The sequence below is a fragment of the Shewanella sp. GJ50-10 genome (genome assembly GCF_055808815.1).
The window spans coordinates 1,946,706-1,962,823 of sequence record NZ_JBVVSS010000001.1 but is presented as its reverse complement, the minus strand read 5'-3'; the positions used below and the strand labels follow the sequence as shown (position 1 = coordinate 1,962,823).

9 protein-coding genes and 1 tRNA gene are annotated in these 16,118 nt (G+C 39.5%); 5 read left to right on the top strand and 5 right to left on the bottom strand.

Features of this window, described 5'->3' with window-relative positions:
* Positions 1 to 2: 2 nt before the first annotated feature.
* Both glgB and malQ read right to left on the bottom strand, forming a co-directional pair.
* The gene (gene glgB, locus AC0L4E_RS08130; protein WP_473678775.1) at positions 3 to 2,231 is read right to left on the bottom strand and encodes a 1,4-alpha-glucan branching protein GlgB; all 2,229 of its coding nucleotides are present in this window, start codon (positions 2,229 to 2,231) and stop codon (positions 3 to 5) included.
* Between the two features lie 56 nt (positions 2,232 to 2,287).
* Positions 2,288 to 4,579: a 4-alpha-glucanotransferase gene (gene malQ, locus AC0L4E_RS08125; protein ID WP_473678774.1), complete on the bottom strand. Its 2,292-nt coding sequence runs from the start codon at positions 4,577 to 4,579 to the stop codon at positions 2,288 to 2,290.
* Between the two features lie 426 nt (positions 4,580 to 5,005).
* Between malQ and AC0L4E_RS08120 the strand changes: the two genes are divergently transcribed.
* Positions 5,006 to 5,587, top strand: coding sequence for a CoA pyrophosphatase (locus AC0L4E_RS08120; RefSeq protein ID WP_473678773.1), 582 nt, complete (start codon positions 5,006 to 5,008; stop codon positions 5,585 to 5,587).
* Between the two features lie 55 nt (positions 5,588 to 5,642).
* On the opposite strand, the gene AC0L4E_RS08115 is transcribed toward AC0L4E_RS08120, so the two are convergent.
* The gene (locus AC0L4E_RS08115; protein WP_473678772.1) at positions 5,643 to 5,978 is read right to left on the bottom strand and encodes a hypothetical protein; all 336 of its coding nucleotides are present in this window, start codon (positions 5,976 to 5,978) and stop codon (positions 5,643 to 5,645) included.
* A gap of 248 nt (positions 5,979 to 6,226) precedes the next feature.
* On the opposite strand from AC0L4E_RS08115, the gene asnS reads away from it, so the two are divergent.
* From asnS to AC0L4E_RS08100, 3 genes are all read left to right on the top strand, one after another.
* Positions 6,227 to 7,627 carry an asparagine--tRNA ligase gene (asnS, locus tag AC0L4E_RS08110; RefSeq protein ID WP_285162667.1) on the top strand — a complete coding sequence of 467 codons (1,401 nt, stop codon included), beginning with the start codon at positions 6,227 to 6,229 and terminating at the stop codon, positions 7,625 to 7,627.
* Positions 7,628 to 7,974: 347 nt separating this feature from the next.
* Complete coding sequence (locus tag AC0L4E_RS08105; RefSeq protein ID WP_473678771.1) at positions 7,975 to 9,858, top strand: DUF294 nucleotidyltransferase-like domain-containing protein; 1,884 nt, start codon at positions 7,975 to 7,977, stop codon at positions 9,856 to 9,858.
* A 3-nt stretch (positions 9,859 to 9,861) separates the two neighbouring features.
* Positions 9,862 to 10,578, top strand: a complete 717-nt coding sequence (locus AC0L4E_RS08100; RefSeq protein WP_473678770.1) for a 3'-5' exonuclease — start codon at positions 9,862 to 9,864, stop codon at positions 10,576 to 10,578.
* 80 nt (positions 10,579 to 10,658) lie between these two features.
* On the opposite strand, the gene AC0L4E_RS08095 is transcribed toward AC0L4E_RS08100, so the two are convergent.
* Positions 10,659 to 12,236, bottom strand: coding sequence for a BCCT family transporter (locus tag AC0L4E_RS08095; protein ID WP_473678769.1), 1,578 nt, complete (start codon positions 12,234 to 12,236; stop codon positions 10,659 to 10,661).
* Between the two features lie 301 nt (positions 12,237 to 12,537).
* Positions 12,538 to 14,577, bottom strand: coding sequence for an excinuclease ABC subunit UvrB (gene uvrB, locus AC0L4E_RS08090; protein ID WP_473678768.1), 2,040 nt, complete (start codon positions 14,575 to 14,577; stop codon positions 12,538 to 12,540).
* 1,458 nt (positions 14,578 to 16,035) lie between these two features.
* On the opposite strand from uvrB, the gene AC0L4E_RS08085 reads away from it, so the two are divergent.
* Positions 16,036 to 16,111: transfer RNA gene (locus AC0L4E_RS08085), tRNA-Asn, on the top strand.
* The last annotated feature ends 7 nt before the right edge of the window (positions 16,112 to 16,118 follow it).

Genomic DNA, 16,118 nt, shown 5'->3' with positions numbered 1-16,118 from the left:
AATCAGTCCTCTACATGCTCAATATTGCTGTTAACGGCTAGCACTACACAGCTTAATGGCGGAACAGTCATTAAGGCGCTAGATTGCATCCCTTGCCATGGCACGTTTTCGTACTCAATAAAGCTGTTAATGACATCACTGCCTCCATAAAAATTCATATCACTGTTGAGTACTTCGACGTAATTATTGGCGCTTGGTAAACCGACTCGAAAATAATGATGCACTTGTGGCGTCATATTGATGATAAAAATCAAATGGTCATCAGAAGATTTCGCATAGCGAATAAAGCTAAACACGCAGTCTTGAGTGTTATCACAATCAAGCCACTGAAAGCCTGATGTTTGATGGTCAAGCTCATACATACACGGATGTTGTTGATAAAGGTTATTTAAATCTCGTATCCAATCTTGCATTCCTTGATGCGGCGCATATTGTAATAAATGCCAATCAAGACTTTGGTTATGATTCCACTCGTCACGCTGTGCAAACTCTGACCCCATAAAGATGAGTTTTTTACCCGGTTGCCCCCACATCAAGCCAAAATACGCTCGCAATGTGGCAAACTTTTGCCAATCATCACCGGGAATTTTATGTAGTAACGAGCCTTTACCATGCACCACTTCGTCATGGCTTACCGATAGAATGAATTGCTCGGTATAGGCATACACCAAAGCGAATGTCAGTTCGTGATGATGGTGACTGCGATAGATAGGATCCCGTTTTAAATAACTCAAGCTGTCATTCATCCAGCCCATGTTCCATTTAAAACCAAAACCCAAGCCGCCGTTGTCCGTTGAGTTAGTCACTCCAGGCCAAGCCGTGGACTCTTCAGCGATCATGGTGGCACCGGGAAAAGCCGCATAAATACGCTCGTTAAGCAGCTTTAAAAACTCAATAGCTTGAATGTTCTCTCGGCCGCCATATTCATTAGGTAACCATTGGTCTGACTCGCGACTGTAATCCAGGTACAGCATTGACGAAACTGCATCTAAACGTAGTCCGTCAAAATGGAACTCTTCTAACCAATAACAGGCATTACTGAGTAAAAAGCTTTGTACTTCGCCGCGGCCATAATTAAAAATTAATGTATCCCAATCAGGGTGTTCACCTTTACGAGGATCTTCATGTTCATATAAACAGCTGCCATCAAACTTCGATAAACCGTGAGGATCTTTAGGGAAGTGAGCTGGCACCCAATCTAATAGCACCCCAATGTCACGCTGATGACATGCATCGATAAATGCTTTTAACCCAACTGGATCGCCAAATCGATATGTTGAAGCAAACAAACCTACGGGTTGGTAACCCCAAGAGCCATCAAACGGGTATTCACTGATTGGCATTAGTTGTAAGTGGGTAAAACCCATTTCCTCAACATAGGGAATAAGTTCATCAATTAGGTCTTGATAACTAAGGTATTCATCGCCCCATTCACCTTTTCGCTTCCAAGATGCTAACTGCACTTCATAGGTTGACATCGGCGCCTGATGCAATTGCTTTTTCGCCCGCTCCTTTAGCCAGACACTGTCATTCCATTGATAATCATGTTTTGCAGGAATAACCGATGAGTTACCCGGCGCCGATTGCATTTGTACTGCATAGGGATCGGCCTTTTCTATCTGCTCACCGTATTGGTTGGTGATTTGAAATTTGTAGAATTGTCCCGCACTGGCATTAGGTAAAAAAATCTCCCAAATACCATTACTTGGGTGAAAACGCATAACATGCTGTCTGGCATCCCAGTGATTGAAATCACCTACCAAAGCGACTCGCTGTGCATTCGGCGCCCAAACACAAAAATGTACCCCGTCAACGCCTTGGTTATCTTTCCAATTTGCACCTAAAAACTGATAACTTTTTTGCTGTTTACCTTCGGCGAACAAATAGACATCATTTGGGTCAATTAAACTACCAAATTGATATGGGTCGATAATGGTTTCGACACTCATTGGGTAAGTCACTTTCAAGCTATATAAGAAAGGCTTTACCCGCCTTCCCATGACTCCTGCAAAAAGCCCTTGATCGTCAACTTGTGCAAGCGCGGCAATTTTTTTACCGTCTTTTAAACTCATCACTTCAACTGCAATGGCGCCTTTAACAAAACAGCGCACAATTAATGACTTTGCATTTTCCGCTTTATGCATACCTAACAATGAAAACACATCAGTGTAATCACCATTTAAAATAGCGATATCAGTTCCATGATTAAAAAATGGGGCATTAGTCGTCATTGGTTATTGCTCCGTTTAAAAGTTAATTTGTTTTTTGCTAGGACGTGCTACTTAATTCAATCCTTCAGTTTTTGTATTTGTTGACTGTATTCAGGCACTTTGCCATGGCGAGTTTGGTTGATTATCTGCAGCTTTTGCTTCACTTCATCTGATGCCAAAATCTGTTCTAAACTCACTGATAATCGACGTTGCCAATTGGGATATTCTTTCCACGTGCCGGGGATATTTATCGGTTTGGTTTCGTCGATTAAGTCGTCTATTTGCAGGCTATATAGCATCGACTCACCTGATGCCGTTAACGATATCCACGCTGGTAAAAGTTGTTGTAACGTGAGGGATTCAACTGCTGTTTGCGGCATGAGTAATTGTTGTTCTTCAAGCAAATGAACCAGTTGTTGCTTTTCACTTTCACGTTGCTCTAAAGACGTTTGAACTTGCTCGTTATCAATTAATTCAAGTTCATGCCTTAGTGCAATATCATTGCTATTCCACCATGCGGCTAATGTTGGAACATCATGATTTGCTAGCATCATTAAACTATGGGATTTATAGAACTCAGGTGCTGTAAAGCCATGATAATTTTTAGTGAAGTAGAACAATTCATTTGAAAAGATTTTCGCTTTAGATAAATTTTGGACGATCTCTGGCGGAACAATGCCTAAATCCTCACCAATGAGTAAACATTGCGCCCGCTGGCTTTCGAGACACAAAATGGCCAGTAAGGTATCAAGTGGATAATAAACATAAGCACCTTTACCGTTATCAGTCTCTGTTGGCCACCACCATAAGCGCAGTAAGCCCATAACATGATCAATACGTAAACCGCCACAAGACTGCATATTAGTGCGGATTAACGAAATAAAATGTTGGTAATTATTTTGCTGTAGGTTAATTGGATCCAGCGGTGTTAATCCCCAGTTTTGCCCTTGTGGTGCAAAAGGATCTGGCGGCGCACCGATACTAGCTTGCTGACAAAAATAGTCGCTGTTTCGCTGTACCTCAGCACCATTAGGTGATGCCCCAACAGCCATATCCCTGACAAGTCCAATTAGCATGCCAACTGACTTCGCTTTTAATTGGCATAATGCGAGTTGCTCAGAAGCAATAAATTGCAGATAACAGATAAAATCTGCCTCTGAGCCCGTATCAATGCCGCCTGAGCAATTCTTTAACTGATCAATTTGATGGGCGACAAACTGAGCTAACCCTTGCCCTTGTTGCTGTTTAAATTGACTAAATTGTTTATAGCGCTTTGTTTGATCTAATTCGTTCTTGCTGATAAATGCGTTAAAAAGCAAACGGTAAATCGCATATTTAACATCATAAACAGCAGCATAATTAAGTAAGCTATTGTTAGTTAAATGTGCTTTTTTGTCTTGGAAATCATGAGACTCTATTTGATCAGCAAGACAGCTATATTCATCAACGGATTCTATATGGATATATAAAGGATTTAACCAACGGCGATCATCCGGGCTATAAGGGCTGACATTATTAGGTAAATCTAGGGCATGCAGAGGATTAAGTAATATAAAATCAGCGCCTTGTTCGGCCGAATAACTAATGAGTTTTTGTAGATCGTTAAAATCCCCTATTCCCCATTGCGTATCACTCTTGATGCTATATAACTGAGTACTTATTCCCCAAGGTTTGTGGGCTTTGCTTTCACTACACAAGGAATTGCTACTGAAATCGTGAGAGCTGATGCTTTTAGTCGCGATATTTCTAGTAACGATATTGTCAGTACAATTACTAGTATTACCAATATTGTCACTATTAATACTGTCACTATTTAAGTTACCGCAGTATGCGCTTCGAGGAGCAAGCATATATTGGCCTGTGTGAGTATGAACAAAATTGTCAGACTCAACGGACAAGCTAATTTGATGGTAGCCCAAGCCAACAGGAATATTGGATAGTTGGCTTAAAGTGTATTGGAATTTAAAATAATGACAGTCACCAACACGGTAATCCCCAACGACAGTTAATTGATTACTATGGATCTGAAAACGATAGATATCATTGAGCTCAGTCACTAATTCGAAACGAAGATTTCCGTCAAAAGTGTCGGGAAGATACACCTCAACACTTGGTGCATCCACATAACTCCATTGAAATTGACGTAGTGGAGTTAACCAAGGTTTTACGTCTAGCTCATAAATACGTTGTTCAATATAAGAGTCAGACAATAAATCAGCATCAGATTGGCGCTGCAAGCCTAAATAGTCCAAGCACATCGACTTAAGAATTCCATTTCTATCTTCAGGGCTGATCTGAACATTGTTGCCAAAGCAATCAATGAACTCTGCCCCTACGCCTTGCAAATACAGTAACTTCTCCAGTCCCATATTTGTCTTCCTCGCGAATAACATATCTGGTTAATAACTCAGCAGTAACCATGCCAGTAGAACATCACAGTTTAACTACAGTGATATTTCATTCTAGTGACAAAATATATTATTAAAATTCAGAAGCTTACAAGGAGAGGGTTTAGGCGGGCAAAATTCAACCGTTTGAATGTGTTAATTTAAATTTGTTTTCTCTATATATTTTGGTGCAAAAAACGCACAAACCAAGTGCACCTAACAAGTAAAAGTTCATAAGATACCAATATGACATCATTAAGATTTTTAATTCATACTTTAAAATCAACAATATCGAGATTGAATATGGTAATTTAAACTTTGCTAAATAACCTTTTGAGATCACGTCTCAAATTGAACTATGAATCTAAATATAATTATTAATAATCGATAAGGAGAAAATGACGCTTAATGAACGCAAATCAATTTAATGTGCATTTTACTCTTCAGCGTTTAGCCAGTGAAATCACCTCTGCGCCAATCAATAAAAGCTTACGTAAAGCAGCTGTTTTAGTTCCCTTGATGGAAGTTAATGGTCAACTACAAATATTACTCACTCGACGTGCTCTGCATTTACGGGCACACCCTGGGCAATATAGTTTTCCTGGAGGTAAAGTAGATGATACTGATAACAGTATGGTGGAAACCGCATTAAGAGAAGCGGATGAAGAAATTGGCTTGTCACCTGACAATGTGACCATTGTGGGTAACTTCCCTCCCCATGCGACATTCACAGGCTTTGAAGTCACGCCGATAATCGGGTTAATTAATCAACCCTTCAATATTGTTTTAGATCCAGGTGAAGTAGCTGAAACGTTCTGGGTACCACTGCAATACTTTACTAATGCTAACAACCGCTATACCTTTAGCTTTGTCCGCAACGGCAATGATTTTGACGTACACTATATGCCATATGAAGGTAAGTTTATCTGGGGGGTGACTGCTGCCATTATTGATTTACTTTGCCGTCATATTGAAATATCAGAAAGCTAAAATGAAGTCTTAATCTCCCAGCAGGACATTAGCGAAAACCACCAGTTAATATTAGTTAAACCACATATCGAATATAAAAACCTGCCGCCAATGACACTAATAGTAATAATGGGATATTTACCCAATACTCAATTTTTCTAGCTGTTTGCGCATAATAATTAACAGCTAAGTTAACTAAACTGATCCCAGCACACCACCAAATTAAATACTCAAGTTTAATGGTTAATACAGGGTCCCAATCTAAGCGCACCTCGACACCTTGGCTCAAAAAATAACCTACAGCCCGATCAGGCCTAGCTTCGCCGAATATAACCAAAGCGTAAACCGCCAAAGACCAACCGGCAATGGAAAGGACAGTCAATACAATTTGCAAAATTTTAGTTTTGGACATTTAACCACCTACATCATCAAGATGATAATAAAATATACACTTTCATCATACGCTTACAAGTCTATTTGAAGATCACTTAGAAGATATTTTTAGTTTTTTAAGGATGTTTTAAAGTATTAAAACGCTAATTACGTTAAAAGTTAGCGAATTATCTTGTTATAAGGGGCTTTTCGGCTTGTGAAAAGCCGATATCAAGGTAATATAAAGCACTTATTTATATCATTGATCCATTGGAGAACTAAGCAACAATGAGCATTACATCTGTCGCTTCTGTATTTAAAGGTGACTTCGCGATTGGTTCGCAAGTTACAGTACGTGGTTGGGTTCGCTCACGCCGCGATTCTAAAGCTGGTATTTCTTTCCTAGCTGTTTATGACGGTTCATGTTTTGATCCTATTCAAGGCGTTGTTCCGAATAATTTAGATAATTATACTGAAGAAGTGCTTAAGCTTACTGCTGGTTGTTCAGTGATCATGACTGGTGAAGTCGTTGAGTCTCCAGGCAAAGGCCAAGCATACGAAATGCAAGTGACCAAAGTTGAAGTAACAGGTTTTGTTGAAGATCCTGATACTTACCCAATGGCTGCTAAGCGTCACTCAATTGAGTACCTTCGCGAACTTGCTCATTTACGTCCGCGCACAAACATCATTGGTGCTGTTGCCCGTGTTCGTAACTGTCTATCTCAAGCTATTCACCGTTTTTATAACGAACAAGGTTACATCTGGGTTTCTACCCCGCTAATCACAGCTTCAGATACTGAAGGTGCTGGTGAAATGTTCCGTGTATCGACTTTAGATATGGAAAACTTACCACGCACTGATAAAGGCGAAGTTGATTTTGCTGAAGACTTTTTCGGTAAAGAATCTTTCTTAACGGTTTCTGGTCAGTTAAACGCAGAAACTTATGCTTGTGCTCTTTCTAAAGTATATACCTTTGGTCCTACTTTCCGCGCTGAAAACTCTAACACGAGTCGTCATTTAGCTGAGTTCTGGATGGTTGAACCTGAAATTGCTTTCGCAGATTTAGATGATGCAGCAAAACTTGCTGAAGACATGCTTAAGTACTGTTTCCGCGCTGTTTTAGAAGAACGTCGTGACGATTTAGAATTCTTTGCACAACGTGTTGAGAAAACTGCTATCGAGCGTTTAGAAGCATTCGTAACCAGTGATTTCGCACAAATCGATTACACTGATGCAATTGAAATTCTTAAAGCTTGTGACAAGAAATTTGAGTTTGATGTTGAATGGGGTATCGACTTACATTCAGAGCATGAACGCTACCTTGCTGAAGAACATTTTAAAGCACCTGTTGTTGTTAAAAACTACCCGAAAGACATTAAAGCATTCTACATGCGCTTAAATGACGACGGTAAAACAGTGGCAGCAATGGATGTACTTGCTCCTGGTATTGGTGAAATCATCGGCGGCGCACAACGCGAAGAACGTTTAGATGTACTTGATGCACGTTTAGCTGAAATGGAATTAGACCAAGAAGATTACTGGTGGTACCGTGACTTACGTCGTTATGGCACAGTCCCTCACGCTGGTTTTGGTTTAGGTTTTGAGCGTTTAGTTTCTTACGTGACTGGCGTAAGCAATATCCGTGACGTGATCCCATTCCCACGTGCACCAAAATCTGCAAACTTCTAATCTATTGCCGATAAAGGCAATCGTTAGTTAGATAATAAAAAACGCGCATTAAGCGCGTTTTTTTATGTCGAAAAATTAAATGCTTATTGATTCAATTTATTTCATTACAAAAATCAGATTATAAGCAACCAAAATACAAAAGCCCCTACTTACGAATATTGGTAACTTGAATCCATTTCACTCAATGATGAATAACGAACAAATATTTCGTAGTTTATAATCGATTAACAATACAGTTAACCATTCAGGTTCAAGTATTCACCATCTTGATAGGCAGGTTAACTGCATAGTCTCAATAAATGCCATATAATGATTGTTATAACTAAATCAATCATATCGAGCGAATAATGGAAGTCGAACTACTTGAAATTCGTAACTTTATCCGTCAATACCCGCCTTTCGATCTATTGCCAGAAAAAGCATTAATCGAAGTATCAAAGAGTATCGAAATTTCATACTACCGCGCAGATAGCATGGTGATTGATTTTGAAGATAATATTCATGACCTTTATATGATCCGCAGTGGTGATGTTGAGATATATCGCCGCAGTGGCGAGTTATATAATCGTTTAGATCAAGGTGAATTATTCGGACAAATGGGCCTACTGACAAATAACAAGGTTCGTTATCCAGCAAAAGCACTAAAAGATACCTTACTTTACTGTATCCCAGAAAAACTATTTGAAGCCTTTTGCGAACGCTATGATGTATTTGCAGATTTTGTTGAAGTTGAAGGCAGTGTTAGGCTTCAGCAAGCAGTTGAAGATAACAGCGATGATGCCAATTCGTTAACCACCTCAAAGGTTAAGACCATCTTGAGTGGCGAACCTGTAATGCTTTCTATGACAACTTCTATTAAAGATGTCGCGCGGATTATGTCTGAGGATAATGTATCTGCAGCTATTATCAATGACCCTAACCTCGCCGATGAAGGCGGTAATAGTTTTGTCGGAATTATCACTGTTCGGGATCTGTGCGCCAAGGTTATTGCTGAAGGTTTAGACGTTGAAACGCCAGTTGGTGAAGTAATGTCGACTGAGCTAATTTCGCTGGATCACAATGCCTATATATTTGAAGCCATGTTGCTTATGCTTCGTTATAACGTGCATCACCTGCCTATTTTAAAAAACAAACAGCCTATTGGGTTAATTGAAGTTACAGACATCATTCGTTATGAGTCTCAAAACAGCTTGCTAATTGTCAGTAGTATTTTCCAGCAAAACAGTATTGATGATTTAATCTTATTGTCGAGTCAAATTAAAGATTGTTTTGTGCGCATGGTTAATGAGGATGCCAATTCTCATATGGTTGGCCGCGCAATGTCTGAAATTGGCAGGAGCTTTAAACAAAGACTATTAGAGCTGGCTGAAGAACAGTTTGGTCCACCACCAGTGCCTTATTGTTTTCTAGCCCTTGGTTCTATGGCTCGTGACGAACAGCTTATCGTTACTGACCAAGACAATGCGATAATCCTTGATAATGACTATCAAGAGTCACTACATGGTGAGTACTTTGCCCAGTTGTCCAAATTCGTCTGCGATGGATTAGCAGCTTGTGGTTATACCTATTGTACTGGCGACATCATGGCCACAAACCCTGAATACCGAAAAACACAAACAGAATGGGAAGAATGCTTTTCAGATTGGATTGAGCATCCAAATGGTCAAGCCTTGCTAAATTGCTCCATTTTCTTTGATCTATACGGAGTTTACGGCCGCCCTAAATGGGCCGAACAATTAAACGCATTTATTTTAAGAAAAGCCAAAAAGAACAATCGCTTTTTGGCGTGCCTTGCCCGAAACGCTTTGAATCGCACACCACCATTAGGCTTCTTTAAAGACTTTGTGATGGAAAAAGATGGACGTCATAACAATTCGATTAACTTAAAACGTCGTGGTACAGCGCCCCTAGCGGATTTAATTCGCGTACATGCGTTGGCAATCGGCTCACAATCTCAGAACTCATTCGATCGTCTTGAAGATATTATTGAAGCGGGTATTTTGCCCCCTTCAAAAGGTAAAGACTTGCAGCATGCCATGGAGTTTATTTCGTTAGTGCGCATACGCCATCAAGCATTAGACATTGAAGCGGAGCAAGAACCCGATAACAATATCGAACCTGAAAATATGTCTGACTTTGAAAGACGAAACCTTAAAGATGCATTTTTGGTACTAAGTAGTGCACAGAACTTTTTAAAATTCCGCTACAGTGCAAACAGTATGCAGGGGTAAACCATGCACCATTTTAGCAATCAAGAAGTTTTGAACTGGAAAGCGTTTTTAGAAATAAAAGCCAAGGAAAGCAAAGATAAACGGCTAACCCATTTTTATAATGCCAGCACTTATCATGACGAAACCAAAGTTAAAGATATTGAATTTGTCGCTTTGGATTTTGAAACCACTGGTTTAGATGCTGATCAAAATAGTATTATCAGTATTGGCTTAGTGCCCTTCACGCTTCAGCGCATCGCTCTAAGAAGAGCTAAGCACTGGTTTGTAACGCCTGAAGATAAATTACAAGAAGACTCTATTGTCATTCATGGAATTACCCATTCAGACTTAAAAGGCGCACCAGATCTATTACGTATTTTAGAGCAACTGCTAGATGAGTTAGCAGGTAAAATCGTCGTTGTGCATTACCGCAGAATTGAACGTGATTTTTTTGATGCCGCGCTGCGTACATTGATCAATGAAGGCATAGTGTTTCCCGTTATTGATACCATGCAAATTGAAGCTGAAGTCCTTCAGTCAAAACCTAAAAGCTTTTTAGACTGGTTTAAACACAAGCGCCCAGAATCAATTAGATTGGGCGGTAGTCGCATGCGATATAATTTACCGACCTATCCACCCCATGATGCGTTAACCGATGCTATTGCCACTGCTGAGCTGCTTCAAGCGCAGATCTATCATCACTTTAGCCCTGATACACCAATCAAAAAACTGTGGCTGTAATCTTTAACTTTTAATCCAGTTATAAAAAAACCGAGCAATACCTGATGTATTACTCGGTTTTTTAATATAAGACTTAAAGATTAACGCGCGCGTCCCTCTGTTCTCAGCCCCATAATTAAACTGACACACATCACCAGCAAAATAACGGTAAATGGTAAGGCTGTTGAAATTGCCCCAGCTTGTAATGCTTCAATGGCTTCTGTGCCACCAACCCATACAAGTACTGCTGCAATTGCTCCTTCAATTAACGCCCAAAATACACGTTGCGGTGCAGGTGCATCGACTTTACCACCAGAAGTAATGCTATCAATAACCAGTGATCCAGAATCCGACGACGTTACGAAGAATATTAATACTAATACCACTGCTAACATCGATAAGATATTACCTAGAGGCAGTTGGTCAAACACTTGGAACATGGCTAAAGGCACTTCAGTTAAGCCTTTCTCACCTAACGAACCAATGTTATTCACTACTTGGTCAATACCAACGCCGCCAAATACTGACATCCACAGAATGGTCACAACTGTTGGTGCAATCAATACTGCTGTCATGAACTCACGAATAGTACGCCCACGTGAAATACGCGCGATAAACATACCAACAAATGGGGACCATGAAATCCACCATGCCCAGTAGAATACAGTCCAGCCGTGCATCCAAGCTTCGTCTTCACGACCTACTGGATTACTTAACGGAATAATATTTTTGATGTAACCCATGATGGTCGTAGGAATAGTTCCCATCGCCACTGCAAAACTGACTAGCGCAACAAACACCACTAATATTAATGCCAGTAGCATATTGATGTTACTGATGACTTTTACACCACCATCAATACCACGAACCACAGAAATAACTGCAATTAACGTCACAGCAAAAATAATCGCAATTTGAAGACCAAGGCTATTATCCATACCAAATACATGATGGAAACCACTGGCAGCTTGTTGAGCCCCCAAACCTAAAGACGTTGCTAAACCAAATAAGGTCGCGATAACTGCTAGAATATCAACAACATGACCAGGCCAGCCCCAAGTGCGATCACCCAATATTGGGTAAAACACTGAACGCATTGATAATGGTAAACCTTTATTATAAGCAAAGAATGCTAACGATAAAGACACTACGCCGTAGATAGCCCATGGGTGAAGTCCCCAGTGGAACATTGTTGCACCCAATGCCAACTCTGCAGCTTCAGGTGTATTAGCAGTGACATTTAGCGGGGTTTCATACCACCCAGTAAAATAAGCGACTGGTTCAGCAACAGCCCAAAACATCAAGCCAATACCCATACCTGCGGCAAACAACATCGCTACCCAAGATAGTCTTGAATAATCAGTTTTTGCTTCATCGCCACCTAATCGAATTTTACCGAAAGGCGAAATAATCATCGCTAAACAAAATAAAACAAAAATATTAGCCGACCACATGAATAAACCATCAAAAGCTCCGATGATTTTCCATTTTATGCCATCTAATACCGACTTTGATGTTTCAGGGTCAACTAACAATAAGGCGACAATGAACAATCCAATTAAGGAAGCGCTGATCCCAAAAACGGGGTTGTGAACATCAAACCCCCACTTTTGAATGTTGTCTTGACCGACGGTGTAATCAGTATTATCGATACTGTATTTATCTTTATTTGTATTCATTAATCCTCGTTTAGAAGAATTTTCATCCGTAAAATGTAAATACATTTTACGTTATTAAGGGATATTTTGCAGCCGATGCTGTAAAGCAATCACGTTTCACATCACTTTTTAGAGTAAAAGTTAGATATTCTTAACAAAAGAGGTTATTCAAAAAGCAGATTTGTTGGGTAAATAAACGATAGTTCAATTAAGCCCCAGTAACGATATTAATAATGTTATGCAATAAAAAGGCTTAGCATTTAAACTAAGCCTTAATGAAACTTCATAAACATACAATGGAATATTGCCTTTGTATTGTCCGTTAACTATTAAGAATTATTTGTTCACGTAGCTTTTTGACTTCATCACGTAAAGAAGCTGCTTGCTCAAATTCCAGATCTCTTGCGTGCTGATGCATTTGTTTTTCAAGAACATCAATTTGCTTAGATAAATCTGCAACACTTTGAACTTTGCCCGAACTCTTGTCGTATTCAGCCTCTTTTTCAGCGACTTTACCAAAAGCGGTGTATTGATGTTTACTGTTACCGCGATGGGGATCGCCTAAATCCATCACGTCCGTGACTTTTTTAGTGACTCCTCGCGGCGTTTGGCCAAGTTTAACGTTGTGGGCATGTTGCTTCTCACGACGTCTCTCGGTTTCGCCAATGGCCTTTTCCATTGATTTAGTAATCTTATCAGCATAAAGAATAACTTTACCGTTAACGTTACGTGCAGCTCGACCAATGGTTTGAATAAGTGAACGCTCAGAACGTAAAAAGCCTTCTTTGTCTGCATCTAAAATACACACTAACGACACTTCAGGCATATCCAAGCCTTCACGTAGCAAGTTGATGCCAACCAGTACATCAAAGTGGCCTAACCTTAAATCTCGAATCACCTCAACACGCTCAACAGTATCAATATCAGAGTGTAAATAACGAACTTTAACGCCATGCTCGTCGAGATACTCAGTTAAATCTTCAGACATTCTTTTGGTTAACGTGGTAATAAGTACCCTTTCATTTACGGCAACACGTTTGGGAATTTCAGAAAGTAAGTCATCCACCTGAATGGCAACGGGTCTTATTTCAATTTCTGGATCTAATAAGCCAGTTGGCCTAACTACCTGCTCCGCTATTTCACCATCGCTTTGTTCAAATTCATAATCACTAGGTGTTGCTGATACAAAAATGGTTTGTGGCATTAACTGCTCAAACTCTTCAAATTTAAGCGGTCTGTTATCTAAAGCTGACGGTAAACGAAAGCCATATTCCACTAATGTGGTTTTACGGCTACGGTCACCTTTATACATGGCACCAATTTGCGGCACCGTCACATGGGATTCATCAATGATAAGTAAACCATTGGCAGGCAAGTAATCTAATAAGGTAGGAGGCCCATCGCCTTCAGCGCGGCCGGATAGATAGCGAGAGTAGTTTTCAATACCAGAGCAATAGCCTAGCTCAACCATCATCTCGATATCATATTGCACACGTTCAGATATTCGCTGTGCTTCAATAAGCTTATTGTTATCTAGTAACTCTTGACGGCGTTCACGTAACTCTTCTTTAATATGCTCGGTTGCCTCAATGATTTTCTCTCTAGGAGTAACATAGTGGCTCTTAGGGTAAACAGTTGTACGTGCTAAGCGGCGAGTCACCTGACCCGTTAACGGGTCGAACTCACTTAACTGCTCAACCTCGTCATCAAATAATTCAACCCTGACGGCATCACGTTCAGATTCGGCTGGGAATATATCAATCACTTCACCGCGCACGCGGAATGTACCACGCTGCAAATCAATATCATTGCGGGTGTACTGTAACTCTCCGAGACGAGTGATAATGTCGCGCTGTCCCATGATATCGCCTTGACGAAGGTGCAATAACATTTTCATATAAAGCTCAGGATCGCCTAAACCATAAATAGCTGATACAGAGGCAATCAATACTACATCTTTACGTTCTAATAATGCTTTCGTCGCTGAAAGGCGCATTTGTTCAATATGGGCATTTACTGAGGCATCTTTTTCAATGAAAGTGTTAGATGCTGGAACATAGGCTTCTGGCTGATAATAGTCATAATAAGAAACGAAGTACTCAACTGCATTATTAGGAAAGAACTCTTTCATTTCACCATAGAGCTGCGCAGCTAAAGTTTTGTTGGGCGCCATAATAATGGTTGGGCGCCCTAATGTTTGAATCAAATTAGCTACAGTAAATGTTTTACCTGAGCCCGTCACACCGAGCAAAGTTTGTTTGGCGACACCAGCTTCGAGCCCATCCACTAATTGTTTTATCGCGGTAGGTTGATCTCCTGCTGGAGAGTATTCTGAAACAAGATTAAAAACTGATTCTGTCACGACAAACATCCTTAAAAAGTTGATGAATCATTTTATACCGAACAGGTAAAACAATGCGACTTTCTTCATTTATAAAATACAGTCGGTCATAGAATCATCATTAGCACCTATACAAGTTTAAGAGCTCAACGATTTATGGGAATCTGATTTTTTCAACAGTTATACATCAGTTCGCTGCTTTATCCACCAGCAAAGTTTTGGCTCTAAATTCAAACAAACAATCTATTGGGTATGACTTTAAAACAACAGAGCTTAAATAAGTTGATCTGTTTTCGCTTAGCGCCATAACAGCGCTTTATTACAATTTGACGAATGAAAAATGAAATAATGCTACAACAGTCACAAAATGTTTAATTTGACTATAAAACCGCCAAAAACCTCTATTCTATGGCAATTTAATACACAATAGACCTTTCACTTAGACAACATTCGACATCACTAAATAAACAGGCTAATCAAAAATCTATTGCATTTTATAACATACTAAAAATAAACAATATTTTCGATTTGTTGATTCTGGACAATTTTTAACTTCCACTCAATGGATATAAGGGCTTCAGAGGGTATTTCATGAGTAACTCACAGGCTTATCCACAGATTTAGTGGATAAGTCACTCTAGCCCAATATTACTGGGCTATAGAGGTAAACAGAAATTAATAAAACAGTAAAAAAAGTTACATGAAATAAAATTACATTTGTAAGTCTGACTACGTAATTGCATCTGAATGATTCATTTCTTTGTAACCGTCACTGCTAGTTAACCCGCTAATTTGATCATTTCAACCTGTTAGGATCTTAGTAAGGATTTAAACAAGAACCTACATCATATCTATAGAGCTTAAATTAAAGTGAAGATTATATAGTTAAAGCTAACCAAGCTTGATTCACTCAGACTCTTTTAAATAAGTACCGACTATATATATGTCAGTCTTAGTTGATTAACGATCCATCGACGCGACAGAAAGCCTCTTAATTCACTAGTCGCTAGTCGCTATTTGATTATTAGTCATAAAGAAAACAACGCATAGATAACGTCATCGACTTATTCATTAGTCGATACTTATTATCGACACTCTTAGCATTAAACTTTTTATGTGCTTTTGCCAAACGCTTCTCCACATCAGAAAAAACAAGATAATGTACTAATGCTTAAGTGCACCCTTTACTATATGTATCTAATGAGAAGCTACATCGGTGAAATGTGCTCAATAAAGGCATTTAATCGTAATAAGTAAATCAATAAACTTGAAAGATTGACATGAATGCAGTTATTAATTAATTCGTTAGTAATCAGATTGCTTGCGAAAAAACAGTCATTTTGTCGTTTTATAAGCCACGATGGGTATTAGATGACCAGTTAACATCAATTTTTCAATTTTTTTTATATCTCGAGTTGACTGATTGTTCAGGGCGTTTTACTATGCGCTCCGTTCTCAGCAATACATTGCTAAAACGATTCCCCTGTAGTTCAGTTGGTAGAACGGCGGACTGTTAATCCGTATGTCACTGGTTCGAGTCCAGTCTGGGGAGCCAATTTAGT

Excerpts from the sequence above, each read along its gene's own strand:
- glgB (WP_473678775.1), bottom strand. The coding sequence starts at position 2,231 with ATGACGACTAATGCCCCATTTTTTAATCATGGAACTGATATCGCTATT.
- malQ (WP_473678774.1), bottom strand. The coding sequence starts at position 4,579 with ATGGGACTGGAGAAGTTACTGTATTTGCAAGGCGTAGGGGCAGAGTTC.
- AC0L4E_RS08120 (WP_473678773.1), top strand. The coding sequence starts at position 5,006 with ATGAACGCAAATCAATTTAATGTGCATTTTACTCTTCAGCGTTTAGCC.
- AC0L4E_RS08115 (WP_473678772.1), bottom strand. The coding sequence starts at position 5,978 with ATGTCCAAAACTAAAATTTTGCAAATTGTATTGACTGTCCTTTCCATT.
- asnS (WP_285162667.1), top strand. The coding sequence starts at position 6,227 with ATGAGCATTACATCTGTCGCTTCTGTATTTAAAGGTGACTTCGCGATT.
- AC0L4E_RS08105 (WP_473678771.1), top strand. The coding sequence starts at position 7,975 with ATGGAAGTCGAACTACTTGAAATTCGTAACTTTATCCGTCAATACCCG.
- AC0L4E_RS08100 (WP_473678770.1), top strand. The coding sequence starts at position 9,862 with ATGCACCATTTTAGCAATCAAGAAGTTTTGAACTGGAAAGCGTTTTTA.
- AC0L4E_RS08095 (WP_473678769.1), bottom strand. The coding sequence starts at position 12,236 with ATGAATACAAATAAAGATAAATACAGTATCGATAATACTGATTACACC.